This window comes from Youngiibacter fragilis 232.1 (assembly GCF_000495435.3).
GTDB classification, from domain to species: Bacteria; Bacillota; Clostridia; order Clostridiales; family Clostridiaceae; genus Youngiibacter; species Youngiibacter fragilis.
Genome location: NZ_AXUN02000185.1, coordinates 41,271 through 64,600, shown reverse-complemented (window position 1 = coordinate 64,600; position 23,330 = coordinate 41,271). Strand labels below are relative to the sequence as shown.

General features: G+C 48.4%; 26 protein-coding genes and 2 other annotated features (1 of these 28 only partly in view). Of the genes, 25 read left to right on the top strand and 1 reads right to left on the bottom strand.

Going from position 1 to position 23,330, the window contains the following annotated elements; translation table 11 throughout:
* Positions 1 to 50: 50 nt before the first annotated feature.
* The 13 genes from T472_RS12415 (at position 51) to T472_RS12355 (ending at position 11,255) form a co-directional block, all read left to right on the top strand.
* Positions 51 to 1,013, top strand: coding sequence for a beta-ketoacyl-ACP synthase III (locus T472_RS12415; protein ID WP_023388263.1), 963 nt, complete (start codon positions 51 to 53; stop codon positions 1,011 to 1,013).
* A 59-nt stretch (positions 1,014 to 1,072) separates the two neighbouring features.
* A complete protein-coding gene (acpP, locus tag T472_RS12410) occupies positions 1,073 to 1,297 on the top strand; it encodes an acyl carrier protein (RefSeq protein WP_023388262.1) in 225 nt (74 codons plus the stop codon).
* Between the two features lie 7 nt (positions 1,298 to 1,304).
* On the top strand, positions 1,305 to 2,228 hold the full coding sequence (fabK, locus tag T472_RS12405) for an enoyl-[acyl-carrier-protein] reductase FabK (RefSeq protein WP_040907519.1): 924 nt from the start codon (positions 1,305 to 1,307) through the stop codon (positions 2,226 to 2,228).
* 16 nt (positions 2,229 to 2,244) lie between these two features.
* Positions 2,245 to 3,183, top strand: a complete 939-nt coding sequence (locus T472_RS12400) for an ACP S-malonyltransferase (RefSeq protein WP_023388260.1) — start codon at positions 2,245 to 2,247, stop codon at positions 3,181 to 3,183.
* Positions 3,176 to 3,907 carry a 3-oxoacyl-[acyl-carrier-protein] reductase gene (gene fabG, locus T472_RS12395; RefSeq protein WP_023388259.1) on the top strand — a complete coding sequence of 244 codons (732 nt, stop codon included), beginning with the start codon at positions 3,176 to 3,178 and terminating at the stop codon, positions 3,905 to 3,907. The genes T472_RS12400 and fabG overlap by 8 nt, the downstream gene beginning before the upstream one ends.
* 9 nt (positions 3,908 to 3,916) lie before the next feature.
* A complete protein-coding gene (gene fabF / locus T472_RS12390; protein ID WP_023388258.1) occupies positions 3,917 to 5,143 on the top strand; it encodes a beta-ketoacyl-ACP synthase II in 1,227 nt (408 codons plus the stop codon).
* A gap of 2 nt (positions 5,144 to 5,145) precedes the next feature.
* On the top strand, positions 5,146 to 5,634 hold the full coding sequence (accB, locus tag T472_RS12385; RefSeq protein ID WP_040907517.1) for an acetyl-CoA carboxylase biotin carboxyl carrier protein: 489 nt from the start codon (positions 5,146 to 5,148) through the stop codon (positions 5,632 to 5,634).
* Between the two features lie 3 nt (positions 5,635 to 5,637).
* On the top strand, positions 5,638 to 6,060 hold the full coding sequence (fabZ, locus tag T472_RS12380; RefSeq protein ID WP_023388256.1) for a 3-hydroxyacyl-ACP dehydratase FabZ: 423 nt from the start codon (positions 5,638 to 5,640) through the stop codon (positions 6,058 to 6,060).
* Between the two features lie 12 nt (positions 6,061 to 6,072).
* A complete protein-coding gene (gene accC / locus T472_RS12375) occupies positions 6,073 to 7,416 on the top strand; it encodes an acetyl-CoA carboxylase biotin carboxylase subunit (protein ID WP_023388255.1) in 1,344 nt (447 codons plus the stop codon).
* Complete coding sequence (accD, locus tag T472_RS19955) at positions 7,416 to 8,288, top strand: acetyl-CoA carboxylase, carboxyltransferase subunit beta (protein WP_040907516.1); 873 nt, start codon at positions 7,416 to 7,418, stop codon at positions 8,286 to 8,288. The genes accC and accD overlap by 1 nt, the downstream gene beginning before the upstream one ends.
* Positions 8,289 to 9,086: a carboxyltransferase subunit alpha gene (accA, locus tag T472_RS19950; protein ID WP_040907514.1), complete on the top strand. Its 798-nt coding sequence runs from the start codon at positions 8,289 to 8,291 to the stop codon at positions 9,084 to 9,086.
* Between the two features lie 187 nt (positions 9,087 to 9,273).
* Positions 9,274 to 10,605, top strand: a complete 1,332-nt coding sequence (gene rimO / locus T472_RS12360) for a 30S ribosomal protein S12 methylthiotransferase RimO (RefSeq protein WP_023388254.1) — start codon at positions 9,274 to 9,276, stop codon at positions 10,603 to 10,605.
* 29 nt (positions 10,606 to 10,634) lie between these two features.
* Positions 10,635 to 11,255 (top strand): glycerol-3-phosphate acyltransferase, encoded by a 621-nt coding sequence (locus T472_RS12355; RefSeq protein WP_242864809.1) that lies wholly within the window; start codon positions 10,635 to 10,637, stop codon positions 11,253 to 11,255.
* A gap of 71 nt (positions 11,256 to 11,326) precedes the next feature.
* Here the strand turns inward: T472_RS12355 and ndk are convergent, their stop codons facing one another.
* Positions 11,327 to 11,734: a nucleoside-diphosphate kinase gene (ndk, locus tag T472_RS12350; protein WP_023388252.1), complete on the bottom strand. Its 408-nt coding sequence runs from the start codon at positions 11,732 to 11,734 to the stop codon at positions 11,327 to 11,329.
* Between the two features lie 459 nt (positions 11,735 to 12,193).
* Between ndk and T472_RS12345 the strand changes: the two genes are divergently transcribed.
* The 12 genes from T472_RS12345 to T472_RS12290 all read left to right on the top strand — a co-directional run bounded on the left by T472_RS12345 (position 12,194) and on the right by T472_RS12290 (position 23,084).
* Positions 12,194 to 13,918 carry a sigma-54 interaction domain-containing protein gene (locus T472_RS12345; RefSeq protein WP_023388251.1) on the top strand — a complete coding sequence of 575 codons (1,725 nt, stop codon included), beginning with the start codon at positions 12,194 to 12,196 and terminating at the stop codon, positions 13,916 to 13,918.
* Positions 13,919 to 14,139: 221 nt separating this feature from the next.
* The gene (locus T472_RS12340) at positions 14,140 to 15,399 is read left to right on the top strand and encodes a CaiB/BaiF CoA transferase family protein (RefSeq protein WP_023388250.1); all 1,260 of its coding nucleotides are present in this window, start codon (positions 14,140 to 14,142) and stop codon (positions 15,397 to 15,399) included.
* 28 nt (positions 15,400 to 15,427) lie between these two features.
* Positions 15,428 to 16,561, top strand: coding sequence for an acyl-CoA dehydrogenase family protein (locus T472_RS12335; protein ID WP_023388249.1), 1,134 nt, complete (start codon positions 15,428 to 15,430; stop codon positions 16,559 to 16,561).
* A 16-nt stretch (positions 16,562 to 16,577) separates the two neighbouring features.
* Positions 16,578 to 17,363 (top strand): electron transfer flavoprotein subunit beta/FixA family protein, encoded by a 786-nt coding sequence (locus tag T472_RS12330; RefSeq protein ID WP_023388248.1) that lies wholly within the window; start codon positions 16,578 to 16,580, stop codon positions 17,361 to 17,363.
* A 5-nt stretch (positions 17,364 to 17,368) separates the two neighbouring features.
* Positions 17,369 to 18,391, top strand: coding sequence for an electron transfer flavoprotein subunit alpha/FixB family protein (locus T472_RS12325; protein WP_082447678.1), 1,023 nt, complete (start codon positions 17,369 to 17,371; stop codon positions 18,389 to 18,391).
* Positions 18,392 to 18,515: 124 nt separating this feature from the next.
* Entirely contained in the window at positions 18,516 to 18,698 is a 183-nt protein-coding gene (locus T472_RS12320) for a hypothetical protein (protein ID WP_023388246.1), read from the top strand.
* A gap of 128 nt (positions 18,699 to 18,826) precedes the next feature.
* Positions 18,827 to 18,938, top strand: a sequence feature (ribosomal protein L20 leader region).
* Between the two features lie 26 nt (positions 18,939 to 18,964).
* Positions 18,965 to 19,486 (top strand): translation initiation factor IF-3, encoded by a 522-nt coding sequence (gene infC / locus T472_RS12315; RefSeq protein WP_082447686.1) that lies wholly within the window; start codon positions 18,965 to 18,967, stop codon positions 19,484 to 19,486.
* A gap of 20 nt (positions 19,487 to 19,506) precedes the next feature.
* A complete protein-coding gene (rpmI, locus tag T472_RS12310; protein ID WP_023388244.1) occupies positions 19,507 to 19,704 on the top strand; it encodes a 50S ribosomal protein L35 in 198 nt (65 codons plus the stop codon).
* Between the two features lie 22 nt (positions 19,705 to 19,726).
* A complete protein-coding gene (rplT, locus tag T472_RS12305; protein ID WP_023388243.1) occupies positions 19,727 to 20,083 on the top strand; it encodes a 50S ribosomal protein L20 in 357 nt (118 codons plus the stop codon).
* Positions 20,084 to 20,244: 161 nt separating this feature from the next.
* Positions 20,245 to 21,612 carry a TrkH family potassium uptake protein gene (locus T472_RS12300; RefSeq protein ID WP_023388242.1) on the top strand — a complete coding sequence of 456 codons (1,368 nt, stop codon included), beginning with the start codon at positions 20,245 to 20,247 and terminating at the stop codon, positions 21,610 to 21,612.
* A 16-nt stretch (positions 21,613 to 21,628) separates the two neighbouring features.
* A complete protein-coding gene (locus T472_RS12295) occupies positions 21,629 to 22,294 on the top strand; it encodes a potassium channel family protein (protein ID WP_023388241.1) in 666 nt (221 codons plus the stop codon).
* A complete protein-coding gene (locus T472_RS12290) occupies positions 22,287 to 23,084 on the top strand; it encodes a TrmH family RNA methyltransferase (protein WP_023388240.1) in 798 nt (265 codons plus the stop codon). The genes T472_RS12295 and T472_RS12290 overlap by 8 nt, the downstream gene beginning before the upstream one ends.
* 66 nt (positions 23,085 to 23,150) lie before the next feature.
* Positions 23,151 to 23,330, top strand: a binding site (T-box leader); it runs 33 nt beyond the window's last position.

The following is a 23,330-nucleotide window of genomic DNA, read 5'->3' as shown; positions in this document are numbered from 1 at the left end:
ATATTTTGATAGTCAAATATTTTAAGAAACAAACATATGTGAGGTGCGATGTGGCCAAGATAATAGGAACTGGAAGCTATCTTCCAAAAAATATAGTGACCAACGAGGATCTGGAAAAGGTCGTTGACACAAGCGACGATTGGATAATATCCAGAACAGGGATCAGGGAGAGGGCTTTCGCCACTGATGAGAATACTGGCGACCTTGCATACATGGCTTCACTTAAGGCCATTGAGGATGCAGGGATCTCCCCTGAAGAGATAGGCTACATAATCCTGGGGACAATAACGCCACAGTCGCTCCTTGGCTCAACAGCATGCTACGTGCAGGCGAAGCTTGGCGCTGTCAACGCAACATGCTTCGATATCAATGCCGCGTGCACAGGCTTCGTATACGGACTTGAAATAGCGGAAGGCCTCCTTGCCATATCTGATAGGAAGTATGCTCTTGTAATAGGTGCCGAGGTACTATCCAAGATAGTGGACTTCACTGACAGGACAACCTGCGTGCTCTTCGGAGACGGTGCTGGTGCAGCGGTACTTGAAAAAGGTGACGGAATAAGGTCTGTCGTGACAGGAGCAGATGGTACAAAGATATCCGCACTTCATTCAGGGGAGTTCAAGGTCAGGAATTTCCTTGCAGGAAACCAGGTTTCAGATCACTTCATAATAATGGAGGGCAGGGAAGTCTTCAAGTTTGCGGTAAGGGTCCTTCCAAAGGCGCTGTCTGAAGCTGTAGGGAAGGCAGGCATGAAGATGGCTGACCTTGACCATGTGATCCCCCATCAGGCTAACCTGAGGATAATCGATGCGGCAGCAGCCAAGATGGAGCTTCCAAGGGAAAAGTTCTACGTAAACCTGGACAGGGTCGGGAACACTTCAGCAGCCAGCATTCCAATAGCGCTGGATGAGATGAACAGGAAAGGTCTCCTCAAGAAGGGTGACAGGCTGGGACTTGTGGGATTCGGCGGCGGACTCACATATGGAGCAGCAGTCATCGAGTGGAGCAAATAAGCTGTATAATGGCCTACGCCATATTACATAAATAATTCATAAAAACGGAGGAATAATAAATGATTTTTGAAAAAGTTAGGGAAATACTCGCCAAGGAACTGAACATACCTGCAGATGAGATAACAATGGACTCCAATTTCTCAGACGACCTGGGAATCGATTCACTTGACCTTGTCCAGCTTGTAATGGAGCTTGAGGAAGCGTTCGACATAACAATTGACGACGCTGAATCGATAAAGACAGTCAAGGATGCAGTAAACTACGTGGAAGCGAAAACTGCTTAAGGAGCAAATGATGGGCAACAGAATATGCGACTTATTGGGTATCAGATATCCCGTGTTCCAGGGAGCCATGGCATGGCTCGCTGACGGGAAGCTTGCAGCTGCCGTGTCCAACGCCGGAGGCTTGGGGATAATAGCAGGGGGCAACGCACCAGGGGAAATCGTAAGGCAGGAGATAAGGATCGCCAAGAGCCTCACCGACAAGCCTTTCGGGGTAAACATAATGCTTCTTTCACCATTCAGGGATGAGGTCATAAGCGTTGTCCTTGAGGAGAAGGTAGCCGCAGTTACTACCGGTGCAGGCAATCCTGCAAAATATGTTCCTGCATTCAAGGCGGCAGGTATAAAGGTCATCCCTGTTGTACCATCCATAGCTCTTGCAAAGAGAATGGAAAAGATAGGGGCTGATGCCGTCATAGCTGAAGGTAATGAAGCAGGCGGACATATCGGCAAACTGACGACCATGGTCCTTGTACCGCAGATCGTTGATTCAGTCTCCATTCCTGTTATCGCAGCTGGAGGAGTCGCTGACCACAGGGGAGTTGATGCATGTTTCACCCTTGGAGCCGAAGGCATACAGGTTGGAACTGTGTTCATTGTGGCTGATGAGTGCAAGGCTCATGAGAACTACAAGAAGATGGTCCTTGAGGCAAGCGACATAGACACTACCGTAACCGGAAGGTCAACAGGACATCCGGTACAGGTACTTAGGAACAAGCTGTCAAAGAGGTTCGACGACCTCGAGAAGCATGGCGGAACGCCTGAGGAGCTTGAAGCTCTTGGTACAGGAGCCCTCAAGGCAGCAGTCATAGACGGAGACATAGAAAAAGGCTCCTTCATGTCAGGGCAGATAGCCGGCATGGTAAAGGAGAGGGGAACTGCGAAGGAAATCCTTGAAAGGCTTATCACAGGCTCCAAATTCATAACTCTATAAAAAGGATTGGTATCATATGAGTATTTATGTTCTTTTCCCCGGCCAGGGTGCGCAGGTACCCGGCATGGGTCTTGATTTCCTTGAAAACTACGGTGTTTACAGGGAGGCTGTTGAAACTGCCTCGAGAATATCAGGGAAGGACCTTACCTCTGTTTTCAGAGACAAGGAGCTTCTCGACAAGACCGAGAACTCCCAGATAGCGATATTCACCATGGGCTTCGGAATAATGTCCGTGCTCAGGGAAAAGGGCATTGTACCTGATGCCTTCATGGGCCTCTCCCTTGGAGAATACGGCGCGCTCGCGTCAGCAGGGGCATTTACCTTCGAGGATGGTGTCAGACTGCTTGTCAAAAGGTCCGAAGCCATGCAGAAGGCCTGTGACAACACGGAGGGATTCCTGGCAGCTGTCTCATTCTTCCAGAGCGACCTGATTGAGAAGGTTCTTGAAGGTAAGGAAGGACTCTGGGTCTCGAACTACAACGCTCCAAGCCAGACAGTATGCGGAGGACTCGCTTCCAGGAAGGCCGAGTTCGAATCAGCGCTAAAGGAAGCAGGAGCAAAGAAGATAACCTTCCTCAATGTATCCGGAGCGTTCCATACCAAGCTGATGTCTGAAGCAGGAAAAGAGTTCCGGAGCTTCCTTGACGGTATTGAGGTCAGGATGCCTGAAACAAGGGTACTTTCCAACTATAAGGGAACCTTCTACGATGAAGGGGATGACTTCAGGGAGATCCTTGAGAAGCATATCTATTGTCCTGTAAGGCTTGTACAATCATTCGAGGCGCTGGATTCAGAGGATGGGGACATTTTCATACAGGTAGGGCCCGGAAAGGCTCTCGCATCGCTTGCGAAGCAGAACAAGGTAAAGGGAAGCATATATTCAGTAGACAGCATTTCAGACATGGAAGCTCTTCTGAAGGAGCTTGATTCGTTAGGAGGAGCACAGAATGGATAAGATGACGGCAATAATAACCGGAAGCGGAAGGGGTATAGGTGCAGAATGCGTATTGGCCTTCGCAAAGGAAGGCTATAACGTGGTGGTGAACTATACGAGCCGCGAGCCCCTTGAGCTTGTCGAGAAGCTTGATTCCATGGGGGCTTCCTACATAGCGGTCAAGGGCGACGTCTCAGTTGAAGAGGATGCCAAGGCGATAGTGAAGAAGGCCATTGAGGCATTCGGCACAGTCAGCGTACTTGTGAACAATGCAGGGATAGCAAAGGACGGACTCCTTCTCAGGATGAAGACCGAAGACTTCAGGAAGGTACTTGATGTCAACCTCACCGGCACGTTCAACATGATAAGGGAAGTGAGCGGAACCATGGTGAAGAAGAGATACGGCAGGATAATAAACATATCCTCTGTAGTTGGAATCATGGGCAACGCGGGTCAGGCCAACTACGCTTCTTCAAAGGCGGGCGTGATAGGACTTACCAAATCTGTAGCAAGGGAGCTTGCCAGAAGGGGCATCACCTGCAACGCAGTCGCACCGGGCTATGTGTCAACAGACATGACCGGAGTGCTTACAGATGAGCAGAAGGCAGCCATAAGCGAATCGATTCCGCTTAAGGAGCTTGGGAAGACTGAGGACATCGCGAATGCGGTCCTGTTCCTCGCAAAGAGGGAGAGTTCATACATAACAGGTCAGGTGCTTGCCGTAGACGGCGGCATGAGCATGTAGGAGGAAAGCATGTACAGAGTAGTCGTAACGGGAATGGGCGCCGTGACACCCATAGGAAACAATGTAGAGGAATTCAATGCCGGACTCAAGGAAGGCAGAAACGGGATAGACAAGATCTCAACCTTTGACACTTCAGCCTTCAAGGCAGTACTCGCAGGAGAGATCAAGGGTCTTGATGTAGCCGAGGCAGTGGGAAAGAAGGAAGCAAGAAGGATGGACAGGTTCACTCAGCTTGCGATCCTTGCATCTGAAGAGGCATGGAAGGATTCAGGTATCGCTGAAGGCCAGTATGACCCTTTCGATGTTTCAGTATATGTATCGTCAGGGATCGGCGGTCTTTCAACCATGGAGGAGAATGTCCAGAAGTTCATTGAGAAGGGGCCTGGAAGGGTATCGCCTTTCTTCATACCTATGAACATAATCAACATGGCTGCCGGAGAAGTCTCCATAAGGCTCAAGGCCATGGGATCATCCTTCTCGACGGTATCGGCATGCGCGTCGGGAACACATGCAATCGGAGAAGCCTTCAGGAGCATAAAGCACGGCTACTCCAAGGTTGCTGTGACCGGAGGCACCGAAGCTTCCATTACCCCCATGGCAATAGCAGGATTCGCTAACATGAAGGCTCTTAACGAGACTGATGACAGGACGAAGGGCTCCATTCCCTTTGACAGGGACAGGAAGGGCTTCGTAATGGGCGAAGGAGCAGGAGTCATAGTTCTCGAGGAGCTTGAGAGCGCAATGAAGAGAGGGGCAAGGATATATGCGGAGATCGTTGGCTACGGCTCGACATCGGATGCATACCATATAACCGCACCTCATCCTGAGGGACTCGGCGGATACATGGCAATGAAGAAGGCCGTCGAGGAAGCAGGGATCACACCTGACAAGGTGGACTACATAAACGCCCATGGAACAAGCACCCCGATGAACGACCAGCTTGAGTCAAAGGCGATATCAAGGCTTTTCGGAAACGAGGTCAAGGTCAGCTCGACAAAATCCATGACAGGCCACCTTCTTGGAGCAGCAGGCGGAGTTGAGGCTATCGCATCTGTCCTCTCCGTAAGGGATTCCTTCATTCCTCCGACAATCAACACACAGAACATAGATGAGGTCGTCTCAGTGAATGTGGTTTACGGCAGCATGCAGGAAGCCAAGATTTCATATGCGCTTTCAAACTCACTGGGCTTCGGCGGACACAACGCTTCCATACTGTTCAAGGAATGGGAGGGTTAATGATGGAATTAGGAGATCTTCTCAAGCTCCTTGAAACCTTTGAAAAATCGGATTTCACAGAGCTTAAGGTAAAACTCGGGGGTGATTCCCTCTCAGTCTCGAGACTGAAGGAAAAGCCTGAGAAAAAACATAAGTCAGTGAAGACCGGTTCAGCAACCGAAGAGGTCGCTTCTGAAGCTGCAGCCGCACCGGCATTATCCAGCGGCCCGGTATCCTATGCCCCTGCTGACAAGGCTTCTCTTGATGCGGTATATACCGAGGTCACAAGCCCCATTGTCGGAAGCTTCTATTCAAGACCTGGTGAAGGTGAAAAGCCTTTTGTAACCGTAGGGGACATGGTGAAGAAGGGTGATACCCTCTGCATCATTGAAGCGATGAAGATAATGAACGAGATAAAGTCGCCATATTCAGGTATGGTCATGGCAGTACTCCCTGAAGACGGAGAGATGGTTGACTACGGAAAAGCCCTCTTCCAGATAAAGGAGGACTAGAAGATGATGGACATCAATGAAATAATGAAGACGATCCCCCACAGGCAGCCCTTCCTCCTCATCGACAGGGTCGACGAGGTCAGGCCAGGGGAATACTGCAGGGCAATAAAGAATGTGACCATGAACGAGGACTTCTTCAGGGGGCATTATCCGGAGCATCCGGTGATGCCCGGAGTGCTGATAGTTGAAGCCATGGCCCAGACCGGTGCTGTGGGAATACTTTCAATGGAATCCATGAAGGGAAAGATGCCTTTCTTTGCCGGACTTGACAAGGTCAAGTTCAGGAAGCAGGTACGTCCTGGAGACACCCTTACCCTCGAGGTAAACATCACAAAGCTGAAAAGCACATTCGGAAAAGGTACAGGCAAGGCCTTCGTGAATGGCGAGGTTGTCTGTGAAGGAGAACTGCTTTTCGTACTAGGATAGGTGAGAATTACTATGAACAAACTACTTATCGCCAACAGGGGCGAAATAGCTCTCAGGATACTGAGGGCGGCCAGAGAAATGGGAATAGCCACAGTGGCGGTTCATTCTGAAGCTGACAGGGAGTCCCTCCATGTCAAGCTTGCAGATGAATCATACTGCATAGGCAAAAACTACTCGAAGGACAGCTACCTCAATATGGAGAACATCCTTTCCGTTGCGGTTCTGACCGGAGCGAACCTCATACATCCAGGATACGGGTTCCTCTCGGAGAATCCCCTGTTTGCAAGGCTCTGCAGCGAATGCGGCATCACCTTCGTCGGACCGTCCGAAAGGACCATATCCCTTATGGGAGACAAGTCCATGGCTAAGGCAACCGCAAAAAATGCCGGAGTTCCGGTAGTCCCGGGATCTGACGGAGATGTTGCGACCTATGAGGAGGCTGAAGCCATTGCAGAAGGCATGGGATATCCTGTGCTGGTCAAGGCATCCTCAGGCGGAGGCGGCAAGGGTATAAGGATAGTCACCAGACGAGAAGAGCTGAAGGACGCAATGATGGCTGCCAAGAAGGAAGCAATGGTCAATTTCGGGGAAGACGGAGTATATATCGAGAAGTTCATCAAGAACCCAAGGCACATAGAATTCCAGATCCTCCGGGACAGCTTCGGCAATACCGTACATCTCGGTGAGAGGGATTGCTCCCTTCAGAGAAGGAAGCAGAAGGTCCTCGAGGAGACTCCATCTCCTGCTCTTTCAGACTCCCTGAGGACAAGGATGGGCGAGGCCGCAATGGCATGCGCAGCAGCCTCAGACTATCTGGGAGCGGGAACGGTAGAGTTCCTTCTGGGTGCTGATGATGAGTTCTATTTCATGGAAATGAATACAAGGATCCAGGTCGAGCATCCTGTAACAGAAATGGTAACTGGTGTGGACCTTATAAAGGAACAGATAAGGATCGCCCTTGGCGAAGCCCTTTCCATAACAATGGAATCAGTGGAATTCAGAGGACATGCCATAGAGTGCAGGATCAATGCTGAAGACCCATGGAACAACTTTGCTCCATGCCCGGGAAAGCTTACATTCGTCCACTTTCCTTCAGGCAACGGTGTGAGGGTAGACAGCGGAGTATACAGCGGCTTCACGATCCCTCCTTTCTACGACTCCATGGTGGCAAAGCTCATAGTCCACGGCAAGGACAGGGATGACGCAATCATGAAGATGAAGAGCGCACTTGACGAGCTTACGATTGAAGGCATCAAGACAAACGTGGAGTACCAGGAGAGGATACTTAGAAGTGACTTCTTCCTTACAGGCGGTTACCATACTGCGACGCTTGATGAGATTAGGTGGGATGACTGATGGGAATCTTTAAGAAAAACAAGCAGTATTTCACGCTGCCGCCTCAGGAGACAATGGATCGGAGAGACGAGGCTGCCGCTTCAGCCCCTTCGATCCCTGAAGGCCTGTGGACCAAATGCGTGAAGTGCGAGAAATTCATAATAACGGATGACCTTGAGAAGAATCACGGGGTATGCCCCAAATGCGGAGCATACCACAGGCTCGGGGCACATGCCAGGATCAGCCTTGTGGTTGACGCTGATACCTTCAGGGAGATCAATGAGAACATAGTCGGCAACGATCCGCTTGGATTTCCGGGCTATGGCAACAAGCTTGAGACCTCAATGAAGAATTCAGGTCTCAAGGAAGCTGTCATCACAGGATATGGGAACATAGGAGGCATAAGGACTGCCATAGGCGTAATGGAACCCGGCTTCATGATGGGCTCAATGGGAACCGCTGTAGGCGAGAAGCTTGCTTCACTCGTTGAGTTCGCGATCTTCTACAAGCTTCCTCTTGTAATATTCTCTGCTTCAGGTGGAGCAAGGATGCAGGAGGGGATAATGTCCCTCATGCAGATGGCGAAAGTATCAGCAGTACTCAAGAGACATTCGGATGAAGGCCTTCTGTACGTATCGGTCCCGACGGACCCGACCACAGGCGGAGTGACCGCGTCATTCGCGATGCTCGGTGACATTATAATCGCTGAACCCGGAACGCTTATAGGTTTCGCAGGCAGAAGGGTGATAGAGGGAACCATAAGGCAGAAGCTGCCTGAGGATTTCCAGAGTGCGGAGTTCCTGCTGGAACATGGCTTCCTCGATGCTATAGTAAAGCGTGAGGACCTGAAGGATTACCTTCACAGGCTCCTCATGATACACAGGAGAAATTAGATGGGTGCATGGGAAAAGGTACAAAAGGCAAGAGACAAGCACAGGCCGCTTCCACTTGACTTCATAGACGCCATGATAGATGGCTTCATGGAGTTCAAGGGAGACAGGCTGTTCAAGGAAGACGGAGCTGTTATTGGCGGAGTCGGCTTCTTCATGGGCACTCCTGTGACAGTGGTCGCAATTCAGAGAGGCAAGACACTTGAGGAGAACATAATGAGGAACTTCGGCAATCCAAATCCGGAAGGATACAGGAAGGCGCTGAGGCTCATAAGGCAGGCGGAGAAGTTCAAAAGGCCTGTCATAATCCTCATTGACACCAAGGGTGCAGGCTGCGCTGTCGAGGCTGAGGAAAGGGGACAGGGCGAGGCCATCGCAAGGTGCCTTTTTGAAACAGCAACTGTGAAGACCCCGATAATAAGCTTCATAACAGGAGAAGGCGGAAGCGGTGGGGCTTTAGCCCTTGCTGTAGGAGACCAGGTGTATATGCTCGAGAATTCCATATACTCCATACTCTCACCGGAAGGCTTCTCATCCATACTTTACAAGGATGCCTCCAAGGCGAAGGAAGCCAGCGAGATCATGAAGATAACCTCCGATGAGCTCCTCAAGCTGAGGGTGATCGAGGGCATTGTCCCTGAGTACGGCGGTATCGACAAGGACTTCAACCTTGTGGTAAGGGATATGTCAGGAATAATAAGGACCTTCATCGACAATGCCAGGAAAGAGACAGACGATACTCTTGTAGAAGCAAGATACAACAGGTTCAGGTCATTCGGAATCGGAAAATGGGATGCATAGGAATCCAATAGGATGCCTGGCGTCCCATTTCCATTTTTGAATCTGTCAATTCTGGTCTGTACATATGGGTACTCTTCCGGCAAGAGGTGCTTCACCGGAAAGTAAAATAATGTTGGAAATATGCATGGATTAGGATATAATAATTTGGTTGAATACAATTTGGTTTACCCTTTTGGAGGAATGATTTTTGGACAAGTACAAGTTAGGTCTCGTGAGCCTCGGCTGCGACAAGAACAGGATAGACTCTGAGATAATGCTGGGGATGCTCAGGGACAAGTATGTCCTCACCGAGGATCCGTCTGAGGCTGATATCATAATAGTCAATACATGCGGATTCATTGAGAGCTCGAAGCAGGAATCTATAGATACCATCCTCGAGATGGCAGAATACAAGAAGTCGCACAACTGCAAGCTGCTTATGGCCACAGGGTGCCTGACCCAGAGGTACGGTGAGGAGCTCCTTACGCTCATGCCTGAGCTTGACGTCATCCTCGGTGTCAATAACTATGGCTTCCTTGACACGTACGTGGAGAAGTTCATAAACACGAGGCAGAAGATAATGATGCTGGATTATTCGGATTCAGGTATCAACGAAGGCGAAAGGGTGGTTACCACAGGCTTCGGTCAGACCGCATACCTGAGGATCTCCGAGGGCTGCAGCAACTTCTGCACTTACTGCATCATCCCGAAGATAAGGGGCAAATACAGGAGCAGGGAAATGGACCATATACTGAATGAAGCCAGACTACTCGCTGAGAGCGGAACCACCGAACTGATCCTCGTTGCGCAGGACACGACCAGATACGGTACCGACCTATATGGGAAGAAGGCTCTTCCTGAGCTCTTAAGAGGTCTCAAGGAGATAGGCGGCATCAGGTGGATCAGGGTCCTTTACCTCTATCCTGAGGAGTTCGACGATGAACTCATATATGAGCTGAGGGACAACGAAAAGGTCGTTAAATACCTTGACCTCCCGATACAGCACATATCGGATTCCGTCCTCAAGAGAATGGCAAGAAGGACCACAAAGAAGACAATAACCGAGCTCATATCGAAGCTCAGGAAGGAAATACCTGAAATAGTCCTCAGGACATCCCTCATTGTAGGCTTCCCTCAGGAAACCGATGAGGAATTCCAGGAACTTCTTGATTTCGTCAATGATGTCAAATTCGACAGACTCGGCGTATTCACCTATTCCAAGGAGGAAGGGACTCCGGCAGCCCTTATGCAGGGACAGGTAAAGAAGTCAGTGAAGGAACAGAGAAGGGACGCCATAATGTCGCTTCAGCAGGGAATATCCAGTGATGTCAACGGTACCAAAGTCGACAGGGTATACGATGTCCTTGTTGAAGGTATTGATGAGAACGGATGGTATGGAAGGACGTCTGAGATGGCTCCTGAAATTGACGGTCTCGTATATATCGAGACTGACGAAGAGCTTATCGCAGGCTCCTATGTCAGGACCAGGATAACGGAATCAACAGAATATGACTTGTACGGAGAAATAGAGATCCAATAATATCTATGGGGGTGCTTTCCTTGAATTATGTGGTAATCATACTGATAGGCTATCTTTTCGGTAATCTGCAGTCAGCATACATACTTGGCAGGATTTTCAAGAAGGTGGACATCAGGAAGCTCGGCTTCGGGAACTCAGGAGCTTCAAATGCGGCTGTATCCTTCGGCTGGAGCTGGGGAATCGCAGTTGCTCTTCTTGACATAGCAAAGGCGGTCCTGTCGGTTGTGATCGTAAGAAGGCTCATGGCATCAGGCTATGTGGACCAGGGCTATCTGCCCATGTACCTTAACGGTGCGGCAGTAATCTTCGGCCATGACTTCCCGTTCTACATGAAGTTCAAGGGAGGCAAAGGCACCGCCTCATATGCGGGAATGCTCCTGGGCATCAATCCCCTGCTGGGAATTGCAGGTATACTCCTTACAACCCTGGTAACTGTGGTTACAGACCATATAGCCATAGGAACCCTGGTACTGGTCACCTCGGGAGTGATCAGCGCAATAGTCCTTGGGCATGGATTGCCGAGCGTCATGGTATCCCTGCTTCTGTGGGCAGTAAGCTTATGGAAGCACATCCCCAATTTCAAGAGGATCATGGCAGGTACTGAACACGGCCTGAGGCATGCCATAAACAAGCACAAGAAAAATAAGTGATAAAAGATGGAAGAAGCACCCTCGATGAGGNNCCTCATCGAGGGTGCTTCTTCTTTTCAATTCACTATATCCTAATAATCGGATCCGAACCATACCTCAGCCTCTCGCTTTGCGCTTTCCGGACTGTCGGAGGCGTGTACTGTATTTTCAGACGTGCTAATCCCATAAAGTGCACGTACTGTTCCTTCTGCGGCCTGTCTGGGGTCGGTCTTGCCGTTTATCTCCCTGACCCTTGTGATGGCATCTTCCCCTTCAAGTACCATTGCAACGATTGGGGAACGTGTGATATAGCCTATGAGGTTGTCATAGTAGGGTCTTCCGAAGTGCTCCATATAGTGCTCCTCGGCAGAAGCCTTCGTTGCATGGACCATCTTAAGTCCTGTCACCTTCATGCCATTCTTCTCATAAAGGGCGATGATGTTTCCAATAAGGCTGCGCTCCACCGCATCCGGTTTTATCAGCACAAGTGTCTTCTCCATATGCATCAACTCCATATCCTAGGTTTATGCTCCAGCATTCGCTGAAAGCGTTTAAACCGATTGTACCACAAGAGTACGCAGAGTCAAAGCACTGAGGCATACTGCAGCCCGGCTTATGACCAAAACAAGGATCCTATCCTTAATCGCGAACTTCCCAGATTTCAGCTGATGATGTGCCATTATTCGCTGAACTGGAAATTCATGTTCTTATATTTTTGTTAAAGAATAGTCCAGGTAGTGCAAATTCGCCCGGGCTATGTGATAATTTATTTACTGCAGTTAATTTTTTTATAATAATTTAGCGCAGAGCTAATTTATTGCAGCTATATTCTTAACATATTGGCAATGTTATAAATATCTGATTAATCGCCACTAACTTATATGGAAATTTGCACGAATAATGCTGCCAATTGTCGGATTGCTGACTTCTAAAGATTCTAATATGCACGGAGTGATATTATGTACGATGATAACCTGATAAATATACGGACGGACGACTCCTGGGCCTTTATCGAAGTTGACGGGCAGGGAAGAATAACTGACTTCAATGACAAGGCTGTAAGCTATTTCAAAAGCATAAAGGCAGGAGAAATGCTGACTGGTCTGCTTCCATGGTTCAGTGCGGGCTGGCTGAAAGACAACATCTACAAGAGGATCGCAAAGACATCGCTCGAGGACAGGTTCCTTCTCCAGTTCGTAAAGAAAGGGGAAGACAGTGTAAAGGTCCTTCTAAACGACATCTTCGAGTACAAAGATGTCATGCAGGCGTGGTGTGAGATAGGAGAAAGCCTAATAAAGCTGCAGTCGTTCATCGACTGCTATGATGATTCTGTCATGATCACTAACGGCAAAGGTATAATCAGGGCATTCAACCAGAATTTCAAGAGGGTTTCAGGCCTTGAGAATGTTGAGATCATGAACAGGTCCATATATGAGCTCGAATCTGAGGGCCTGTTCCCTTACTGTTCAGTAATGGAGGTCATAAAGATCGGGGAAGAAAGGGATTCCGTCGTAAGGTTCGCAAACGGTACTGAAGTCATAATGACTTCAAAGCCTCTCTTCCATGACGGCAGGCTGATAAGGATAACCTCGAACATAAGGAACGTGAACGAGCTCAACAGGCGCTATGAGGAGCTGTCTGAGAACAGGATCAGGAACAAGAAGAAGTACATTACAAAACTAAAGCTTAATGAAGCTGTTGAAAAGCTGAATATCGGCCTCTACTCAAGTGAAAGGATGGAATCTGTGATGGATGTCATCGAGACAGTCGCAGACTACGACCTTCCGCTTCTCCTCACCGGTGAGTCCGGAACAGGGAAATCTATGATCGCCAAGTGCATATACCTGAGCAAGAGCAGCTGCAGGGGCAGCTTTGTCCACATAAACTGCAGCGCCATTCCTGAGAACCTAATAGAATCCGAGCTGTTCGGGTTCGAAAAGGGATCCTTCACAGGAGCCGACAAGCCAAAGAAGGGGTTGTTCGAAGAAGCGAAGGATGGCGTCATCTTCCTCGACGAGATTGGCGACATGCCTGTCCAGCTTCAAGCGAAGCTGCTTAACGTCCTTCAGGAAAAGAGGTTCTACAGGGTTGGAGGGACTAAGCCCATCGAAACCAATGCCCAGGTCATTGCTGCAACGAACCGGGACCTTAAGGACCTTGTGGCAAAAGGGCTCTTCAGGGAAGACCTTTACTTCAGGCTTAATGTCATACCTATCGAGATACCTGCCCTGCGTGACAGGAAGGAGGATATCCCGATACTCGCAAAGAACATGGTGGATGAGCTGAATGCAACATACGGATGCAATAAGATCATTGATACTGAAGCGATGAATCTCCTCAGGGAATATGAGTGGCCTGGCAATATCAGGGAGCTTAGGAACCTGATGGAGAGGCTCATACTTCTTTCAAAGAACAGCCTGATCACTGCAAAGGACCTTCCGGAAGATATTGCTTCCGCATCAGGAAGGAGATCCTATCTGGGAAGCAATACTGTCAGAGAAGGCGACATTTTTGATTCAGGAAAGAGCTTCAAGGAGATAATGTGCGAGGTTGAGGCTGAGCTGATCGAGCATGCCATCGAAAAGTACGGATCGATAAGGAAGGCTGCCGCTGAACTGTCAATAAACGAATCTACCATAACAAGAAAGAAGAAGAGGTCAAGAGTCAGTCAGCCTAATGTATGAACCTCAAATGCCGTGTGCAAAAATGCATTATATTGCAGATTTGCACACGGCATTTATTTTTCCAACCCTGTTTTATTCTTGACAAGCTTGTTAAAAAAACCGCTCAGTATACTGACATTTCCTTGTCAAAGACTTGTTTTTTATCTCTACCCACATTTTGGCATGACTTTTGCTGTATAAGACATCGTTAATAGTAAAACAAAAAAAGGGGAGAGCAAAAAATGACAGTGAAAAACACAATAATACCTGAATTCGGGCCGCTTGCAGGAGTGCGGGTGCTATCACTCGGATCAATAGTTGCAGGTCCAAACACAGCAAACCTTCTGGCCGATTTTGGCGCTGAGGTTGTCCATGTAGAGAGGCCTGGAGTAGGAGACACTTTGAGGGTGCTTGCTCCTTTTGCCAAGCACGGGGACAAGAAGGTATCGACGACCTGGGCACAGGATGCGAGAAACAGGCTTAGCCTCACCATGGAGTTTTCACTTGATGTCCCTGAATGCAAGGAAATGTTCATGGACCTTGTCAAGTCGTCTGATATTGTTGTGGAGAACATGGTGTGGCTTGACAAGTTCGGCATCTACAACGAAGAGCTGCTCGCTGCTAATCCAAAGCTTGTAATCTGCCACATCAGCGGCTTCGGCAGGCCTCAGTTCGGAGGAGACCCGGAGATATGCGACAGGGCTTCCTATGACATGATCGGTCAGGCATATGGCGGATATGCGTTCATAAACGGCAATCCTGAGCCAGCTCCACCAGCGATAGTCAAGCCATGGTTCAATGACTACCTGTCATCCTATGTCGCTGCGTTCGGAATCCTTTCAGCCTACATCAACGCTGAGAAGACCGGCAAAGGACAGGAGGTCGACCTCGCGCAGTTCGAGGCCTGTGCCAAGCTTCTTGCCGATACAGTCGTGACCTATTCAGAGACAGGAGCAGTCAAGAGAAGGAGCGGCCCTGATTCACCGGCATTCCAGCCTTACGGATTGTTCCAGGACAAGACCGGCGCATACCTTGTCATCGGAGCATACGGACCTGGCGTCTACAAGAGGGCCATCCAGGCATTCGGGCTTGACATAAACACATATTCCTTTGCAGAGGCTGGCGGATCACCGCAGGCCATGAACTCCGAGAGAGGCAAGGAACTCAGGGCATACATCGTCAACTGGTGCGGTGAAAGGACCTGTGAGGAGATTGTCAATCATCTGGCAAAGTTCAAGGTCCCTGCAAGCAAGATCAACTCTGTCGAAGACATAATAAATGACCCGCACTGGATAGACAGGGGCGACATCATCACGTACAGGGACGAGACACTTGAGAAGGATATCAAGGCTGTCGGAATAATTCCCAAGCTCTCGGGAACTCCGGGAAAGGTATGGAGGGGAGCGCCTACTTTGGGACAGGACACTGAAGACATACTCAGGAAAGTTCTGGGTTACTCCGAAGAAAAGATAGAAGTCCTTAAGGATAAGAAGCTTGTTTAGATAAAGCAAAAAGGAGGTACTGACTTTAATGAACATAAAACAGAATGAAATGGTCAGAAAGATGGCAAGGGAGCTCGTGAAGAACGAGGTAATGCCATACGACAAGGAGATGGACCAGACGTCCGAATTTCCCTGGCACGTAATGAAGGAAATAGCAAAATACGGAGCCTTCGGCCTTACTGAGGATCCAGCATATGGCGGCGCAGGGCTCGATTCCTATGCAGAGGCCATATTCACGGAGGAGATGGCTTATGGAAGCTCAAGCGTTGCAATAACACTCGACGCACACTACCTGGCATCACACATATTCGCCAAGTATGCCAGCAAGGAGCTCAAGGACAGGCTGATGCCCCAGATAACTGCGGGAGAATGCATAGGCTGCTTCGCCCTTACTGAGCCCTCAGCCGGGTCTGATGCTGCAGGTATACAATCAACAGCACACCTCGATGGAGATGAATGGGTTATCAACGGCCAGAAGGCATGGATAACTAACTACAGCGTAAGTGGATTCTATCTGCTGGCAGTGCTGACAGACAAATCAAAGGGTACAAGAGGCATCAGCGTCATCATGGTCGAAAAGGGCAATCCCGGACTTAAGTTCGGACACAAGGAAGACAAGATGGGCATACGGGGCTCCAATACCGGAGAGATATACATGAACAACTGCAGGGTACCAAAGGGCAACCTGATAGGCGAACTTGGCAAGGGCTTCAAATACTGCATGGAGGTACTTGACGTAGGAAGGCATCTCATAGGTGCGATGAGCGTTGGAGTAATAAGAAGATGCATAGACGAATCAGTTAAGTACGCAAACGAGAGGAAGGCATTCGGACAGTCCATAGGAAAATTCCAGGCAATCTCCTTCAAGATAGCTGACATGAAAATCGCTGAGGAGACTACAGCAGCACTCACTGAAAAGATATGCGCACTACGTGAAAACAAGCAGCCGTTCTCAGTACCTGCAGCCTGCCTTAAGGCCTATGGCGGCCAAAGGGCAGTCTGGGCAGCTGATTCAGCCATCCAGATCCATGGCGGGAATGGATACAGCAAGGAGTTCGTTCCTGAAAGGCTGCTGAGGGATGCGAAGATACTTGAAATAGGTGAAGGCACCACTGAGATACAGAAGATGATCATAGGAAATTCAACGCTGAGCATGAAATAACTGGAGGTATGATACTTTGAAAATCGTAGTTTGCATCAAGGAAGTATTCAATTCTGATGATGTCAAGATAGACAAGAAGACCAAGAACATAGACAGGAGAGGAGCAGAGCTTTTCATTAACCCATACGACCTCAATGCAGTAGAGCTTGCCCTCGAGCTGAAGGAAAAGTTCGGAGCCGAGACCTATGCAATCACAATGGGTATACCTTCAGCTGAAAGCTCACTGAGAGAGTGCCTTGCGATGGGAATAGACAAGGGTATCCTTCTTACCGACAGAGCCCTTGCAGGATCAGATACAATCGCCACTTCCCTCGCACTCACCGAGGCAATCAGGAAATATGTTCCTGATTGCGACCTGATACTCTGCGGAAAGCATGCAATAGATGCTGAGACAAGCATAGTAGGACCGGCAATCGCTGAAAGGCTTGGAATCGCACAGCTGACATACGTGGACGAGCTGGTTTCCATTGAGGCTGGAAAGGTGATTGTAAAGAAAGCCGCAGAGAACGGTGACCTTGAAGTTGAGGCAAAGCTTCCGGCAATGCTCTCTGTAACCGGAGAGGTCAACAAGCCACGATACATGGACCTTAAGAACATCAGGGTTGCAGTAAGCTCTGAAATCGAAGTCGTTGATATTGCAAAGCTCAACCTTTCAGCTGAAGATGTAGGAGTACCAGGCTCGCCGACTGTAGTCGGAGAAATGCACATGGTTGAGAGGGCAGCAGGAGCATGCAGGATGCTTTCCGGCAGCACAGTCGATATCGCCAGGAAGATTGCAGAACTTGCAAAAGCCGCTAAGTAAACAATATGCGTGAAGTAAGGATAGGTGAAGACATGTCTACAGATACAGGAATTTGGGTTGTTGCCCACAGCAGCCAAGATAAGGTACCTCAGGTCACATTCGAGCTGATAGGCAAGGCTAAGGCTCTGGGGACGAAGTTTGATGAGAAGGTTACCGCAGCCATTATCGGCCATGGAATGAAGAAATCACTTCTTCAGCCATACGCCTACGGAGCTGATGAAGTCATATATGTCGATGAGGAGAACCTCAAGGATTATGATGCAAACAGCTATGCTAATGTCCTGGAAGTCCTGATAGGTAAATACAAGCCCGCATCGGTCCTATTCGGAGCTGACAGCGTCGGAAGGGACCTTGCACCAAGGATAGGTGTCAGGCTTGAGACAGGCATCTCAGCCGACTGCATAGACCTTGACATGGATATCATAGACGGAGCCAAGCTCCTCATGCAGAAGAAGCCATATCTCAACGGTGAAGTGGTAGTCGACATACTCTGCAAAGAAAGAAGACCTCAGATGGCTACAGTGAAGCCCGGAATGCTTGAGCTTGTGAAACCTGATGAGTCAAAGTCAGGCACTCCCATAAGAGAGGAAGTAAAGGTCAATGACGCTGAAATCCTGACCAGGATAATCAAGTCGATCCCAAGGGTCGAATGCGAAAACGACATATGCAAGGCTGATGTCATAGTCGCAGGCGGAAGAGGCTTCAAGACGAAGGGTGACTTCGACAGGCTTCAGGAACTGGCAGACCTCATTGGCGGAATGGTTGGAGCAACCAGGCCAATTGTCCAGGAAGGATGGATATCAGAGGAGTTCCAGATAGGACAGAGCGGAAAGATTGTAAAGCCCAAGCTCTATATAGCCTTCGGAATAAGCGGTGCCGTCATGCACACCGGCGGAGTCATCAAGCCGGGAACATTCATAGCCGTTAATGAAAATCCCGAAGCGCCAATTTTCAACGTAGCCCACTACGGCGTGGCAGGAGACTGCAAGGACGTCCTGGCAAGCCTTATCGAGACTTTGAAGAAATAGCACAGGCTGCATTCCAGGATACCGGGACAAGCTGAGGCTTGCACGAAAGTCAAATAAGAATGTATAATTGAGCCATCCTAGCGATGGCTCATTCTTTTGCTGAATTTCCCCCCAGGAGGCTTGTATGGTTCACTTAAGGCTTTCAGGTAAATCAGGCCTCGATGAGATCATTCCACTGATATCCCTTGTCGAAGACAAAGCTACAAAACGCAGCGGCAAAAAACCTCCTGAAGAGGGTAGCGGATGCCTTCTGGCAATCATTTTGGCAGTCATTTACTTTCTGCTGAGGCTCGCTGGCTTAAGGTGAAGCAACCTTTCTGCCTTCAGGCTTCAGATCATGGTTAACCATTTTGCATTTGTCCCTTTTTCCTTTTTCATTTTTGCTTTTTGCCATATTTTTTTGTTGACATGCCTGTTTGGTTTGGATATAATAACTTGGTAAAGAAGAAACGGCCGTTTCTCACCTTACGGTTATGCTGTATGGTCAAGGATTCATGGATTTATCAATGAGTTTTGAGGACGGTTCATACCGTCCTTTTTTATTATCATTGTTTCAGCATTCCAAATTCGGAGGTGAAAACTATAAATAAAAACGTACCAATCAACAACGAGATCAGGGAGAAGGAAGTAAGGCTCATTTCCAGCACAGGCGAACAGCTCGGCATCGTATCATCGAAAGATGCATTAAGGATGGCAGAAGAGAAAGAACTTGACCTTGTCATGATAGCACCTACTGCAAAACCGCCGGTGTGCAAGATCATGGACTACCACAAGTTCAACTATGAGCAGGCAAAGAAGGAAAAGGAAGCCAGGAAGAACCAGAAGGTCATAACCCTCAAGGAAATACGCTTCAGTCCGTCAACTGAGGAACACGACATCGACATCAAAGCCAATAATGCAAGGAAGTTCCTGCAGGACGGCGACAAGCTGAAGGTAACCGTGAGATTCAGAGGAAGAGAAGCTGCTTATTCTCAGAACGGTTTGAAGATACTGGAATCCTTCGCCGGCAAGTTGGAAGATGTTGGCATCATTGAAAAACCTGCAAAAATGGAAGGCAGGAACATGATTATGATTATGACACCTAAAAAATCTTAACTCAAGGGGAGGAAACCACTATGCCAAAAATGAAGACACATAGAGCCACTGCAAAGAGGATAAAGAAGACAGGAAGCGGAAAGTTCAAGAGAGCGAAGGCGTTCAAGAGCCACATCCTCACGAAGAAGTCTTCCAAGAGGAAGAGAAACCTCAGGAAGAGCGGATATGTATCAGCTTCCCAGGTAAAAACGATCAAGAAGCTGCTGCCTTACATTTAGTAGGAATACGGGAGGATAGAAAATGGCAAGAGTAAAAAGGGCGGTAAACGCTCATAAGAACCATAAGAAAGTATTGAAGCTCGCCAAGGGTTACTACGGCGGAAAGAGCAAGCTCTTCAGGACTGCTAATGAAACAGTAATAAGGGCACTCAGAAATGCATATGTTGGAAGGAAGCTCAAGAAGAGAGACTTCAGAAGCCTCTGGATAGCAAGAATCAACGCTGCAGCAAGGATGAACGGACTCACCTATTCAAAGATGATGAACGGACTCAAGCTTGCAGGTATCGAGATCAACAGGAAGATGCTCTCAGAGATCGCAATCAATGATCCTAAGGCATTCACTGAGCTTGTTAACACAGCAAAGACAAAGCTAGCTTAATTAAATAACTCATATTGAGCCAATAAACCTGACTTCATGTCAGGTTTTATTGATTTGAAGGCAAAACATCCCAGTACTTAGAGGTTTCACTGGACATGATTGCTTGAAGTAAAGCAATAATAGATATATTATTATAGAATAACAAAGTTTCGAGGTGCGTCATGAGAATACCCGTTACCAAGAAAAGATCGCTCAATCCGGTCCAGATATTGTCGATAGGCTTTGCAGCGGTTATACTGACCGGAGGACTTGTGCTTTCCCTGCCGGTTTCTTCACAATCCGGTGAGTTCACAAATTTCCTTGATTCGATATTCACAGCGACATCAGCTGTGTGTGTGACCGGACTTGTCACACTTGACACAGGCACACATTGGAATTATTTCGGCAAGACCGTGATTGCAATATTGATAGAGCTTGGCGGTCTTGGATTCATGTCCGTGACTACTTTGGTGGCATTGGTCATCGGAAAGAAGATCACTCTCAGGGAAAGGCTTGTAATGCAGGAAGCTTACAATGCCCAGAACCTTCAGGGGATCATAAAGCTTGTCAGGTACCTGCTGTTCTTCACCTTTGGAGTCCAGCTCACAGCCGCATTGGTATTCATGACACAGTTCATACCTGTACATGGCGTAGCCAAGGGCATATACCTGGGTTTCTGGCATTCAATATCAGCCTTCTGCAACGCGGGATTCGACCTGTTCGGAAACGAAGTCACCGGAAAGTTCCAGTCCCTGACACTCCTTAACACAAACAAGATAATCATCATTACGACCGGGGCACTGATAGTCATAGGTGGTTTAGGATTTTCGGTATGGCTTGAGCTATGGAATAACAGGAAGAGTCCAAAGCTGCTGAAGAGGCTTTCACTGCATGCCAAGGTAGTGCTCCTTATAACCGGCATACTTATATTGGGGGGCATGCTTACCTTTCTGGTGCTTGAATGGAACTATACCCTGTCTGGAATGACATTCGGGAACAAATTGACAAATGCCTGGTTCGCTTCTGTCACGCCCAGGACAGCTGGCTTTAATTCTGTGAGCCTGACAGACATGGCACCGGCAAGCAGATTCATAACCATGCTCCTGATGTTCATAGGAGGTTCTCCTGGCTCTACTGCAGGCGGAATAAAGACTACCACCTTCGGTATTGTACTGTTCACCATATATTCAGTACTTAAAGGCCGGGAGGATACCGAGCTGTTTGGCAAGCGACTGTCCAAGGGTACCGTATACAAGGCAATTTCGGTCTTTGCAATAGGTATTGCACTTGTACTCCTTGATATCATACTCCTGGCTATGACTGAAGCCGGAAAACCTATGGAAATGATCATGTATGAGGTTTTCTCGGCGTTTGGTACAGTGGGACTTTCACTTGGAATAACTCCTGACCTGTCATCGATGGGAAAGGTCATAATAGGAGTCACCATGTATCTTGGAAGAGTAGGGCCGCTGACTGTAATGCTGGCACTTGCCAACATCAAGCATCCGGCTGCAATAAAATACCCTGAAGACAAGCTATTAATCGGATAAAGGCGGTAGAATTCAAATGGCAAGCAAGCAATATGTAGTTATAGGACTCGGAAGATTCGGAAGGTCTGTCGCAGAGACACTGTTTACCATGGGACATGATGTCCTGGCAATTGATTCGGATGAAGACGTCATACAGAATATCTCTGACAAGGTCACCCATGCGGTCCAGATGGATGCAACTGATGAGTATGCGCTGAGGACCCTTGGGATCAGGAATTTCGATGTGGCTGTCGTCACCATAGGCTCGAATGTGCAGGCATCGATCATGACAACACTTATCCTAAGGGAATCAGGTGTCAAATATATAGTAGCAAAAGCTCAAAGTGAGATGCATGCCAAGGTTCTCACAAAAATCGGCGCTGACAAGGTCATACTTCCAGAAAAAGACATGGGAGTCAGGGTCGCCCACAACCTTGTTTCATCCAACCTGCTTGATTTCATCGAGCTTTCACCAGATTACAGCTTAATTGAGATACAGGCACCTCCAGAATGGTACGGGAAGAACATCCTTGAGCTCGATGTAAGGTCCAAGTATGGCATTAACATAATGGCCATCAAATCACATGATGACATCAACATATCTCCCAATGCCAAGGATATGATCAAAGAAGGAGACGTGCTCCTATGTATCGGAAACACCGATGACCTTGCAAGGCTTGAGCACATGATATCAGGTGACTAGAGTAATAGCCATAGAGAGCAAAAGCAACCCCAGGATCAGGGAAATCAGAAAACTCCTGGACAGGAAGGAACGGCGCCTTAAGGGACTTTTCCTCACCGAGGGCTTCAGGATGGTCCAGGAGGCCTTCAAGGCCGGAATGGACGTGAAGACTGTCATCTATGATTCCGGATCGGAAGACCAGCTGCAGAGGTATCTTGGAAGTTTCCTTGCTTCTGACGGTATCGAACTGATCTCAACCAATCCGGATGTGATAAGACAGCTTTCCTCAACAGAGACGCCTCAGGGAATCGTGGCGGTTGTTTCAGATTCAAGGAAGGTCACTGGATCCAGAGGACTTGTAGTCTATCTCGACAGGCTTCAGGATCCGGGTAATGTAGGAACTATAATAAGGTCCTCACATGCAGGAGGAGCTTCAAGGGTCATTCTTGGAAAGGGCTCGGCAGACCCTTACTCTGAGAAAGCCATGAGAAGCTCAATGGGGTCCATATTCCACATACCTGTTACAATTGACGGGGACGACGAACTTGAACGACTTGCAGCTGAAGGCATCCCTCTTGCTGTCACTTCGCTGGAGGCCAGCAAAAGCATATATTCAGCAGACCTTACAGGAGATATGATACTTGTAATCGGAAACGAGGGGAACGGTGTCAGGCAGGAACTGATGGACAAGGCTACGATCCTCCTCAGGATACCCATGCCAGGTAACGCTGAAAGCCTAAATGCATCGATAGCTGCCTCAATAATCATATTCGAAAGGGTACGTCAGCTGGAGGAACAAAGGAAATCCTGATAAAACATGGGTCATACCCTGCTTGAATTTCGTTTTCCAATGAATTATAATTAATTGGCATATTATTTACAGGCACTGATTAAGAGAGTAGTCTGGAATGCTTCCACAAAGGGATGCTGCGCCGCAGACTGAAAGCGCACATGGAAAGCACCTGATGAAGTTCACTTATGAGCTCCGGAGATGAAAAAAGTAGTCTTCGGCGGTTAGAACCGTTATATTCCTAAAGTGGGCTGAATTAAGCCAACT

Coding starts and splice junctions, on each gene's coding strand:
- rpmI (WP_023388244.1), top strand. CDS start 19,507: ATGCCAAAAATGAAGACACATAGAGCCACTGCAAAGAGGATAAAGAAG.
- ndk (WP_023388252.1), bottom strand. CDS start 11,734: ATGGAGAAGACACTTGTGCTGATAAAACCGGATGCGGTGGAGCGCAGC.
- fabZ (WP_023388256.1), top strand. CDS start 5,638: ATGATGGACATCAATGAAATAATGAAGACGATCCCCCACAGGCAGCCC.
- accD (WP_040907516.1), top strand. CDS start 7,416: ATGGGAATCTTTAAGAAAAACAAGCAGTATTTCACGCTGCCGCCTCAG.
- T472_RS12345 (WP_023388251.1), top strand. CDS start 12,194: ATGTACGATGATAACCTGATAAATATACGGACGGACGACTCCTGGGCC.
- T472_RS12335 (WP_023388249.1), top strand. CDS start 15,428: ATGAACATAAAACAGAATGAAATGGTCAGAAAGATGGCAAGGGAGCTC.
- fabK (WP_040907519.1), top strand. CDS start 1,305: ATGATGGGCAACAGAATATGCGACTTATTGGGTATCAGATATCCCGTG.
- accA (WP_040907514.1), top strand. CDS start 8,289: ATGGGTGCATGGGAAAAGGTACAAAAGGCAAGAGACAAGCACAGGCCG.
- T472_RS12300 (WP_023388242.1), top strand. CDS start 20,245: ATGAGAATACCCGTTACCAAGAAAAGATCGCTCAATCCGGTCCAGATA.
- fabG (WP_023388259.1), top strand. CDS start 3,176: ATGGATAAGATGACGGCAATAATAACCGGAAGCGGAAGGGGTATAGGT.
- accB (WP_040907517.1), top strand. CDS start 5,146: ATGGAATTAGGAGATCTTCTCAAGCTCCTTGAAACCTTTGAAAAATCG.
- acpP (WP_023388262.1), top strand. CDS start 1,073: ATGATTTTTGAAAAAGTTAGGGAAATACTCGCCAAGGAACTGAACATA.
- T472_RS12325 (WP_082447678.1), top strand. CDS start 17,369: ATGCGTGAAGTAAGGATAGGTGAAGACATGTCTACAGATACAGGAATT.
- T472_RS12400 (WP_023388260.1), top strand. CDS start 2,245: ATGAGTATTTATGTTCTTTTCCCCGGCCAGGGTGCGCAGGTACCCGGC.
- rplT (WP_023388243.1), top strand. CDS start 19,727: ATGGCAAGAGTAAAAAGGGCGGTAAACGCTCATAAGAACCATAAGAAA.
- accC (WP_023388255.1), top strand. CDS start 6,073: ATGAACAAACTACTTATCGCCAACAGGGGCGAAATAGCTCTCAGGATA.
- T472_RS12295 (WP_023388241.1), top strand. CDS start 21,629: ATGGCAAGCAAGCAATATGTAGTTATAGGACTCGGAAGATTCGGAAGG.
- T472_RS12320 (WP_023388246.1), top strand. CDS start 18,516: ATGGTTCACTTAAGGCTTTCAGGTAAATCAGGCCTCGATGAGATCATT.
- T472_RS12340 (WP_023388250.1), top strand. CDS start 14,140: ATGACAGTGAAAAACACAATAATACCTGAATTCGGGCCGCTTGCAGGA.
- fabF (WP_023388258.1), top strand. CDS start 3,917: ATGTACAGAGTAGTCGTAACGGGAATGGGCGCCGTGACACCCATAGGA.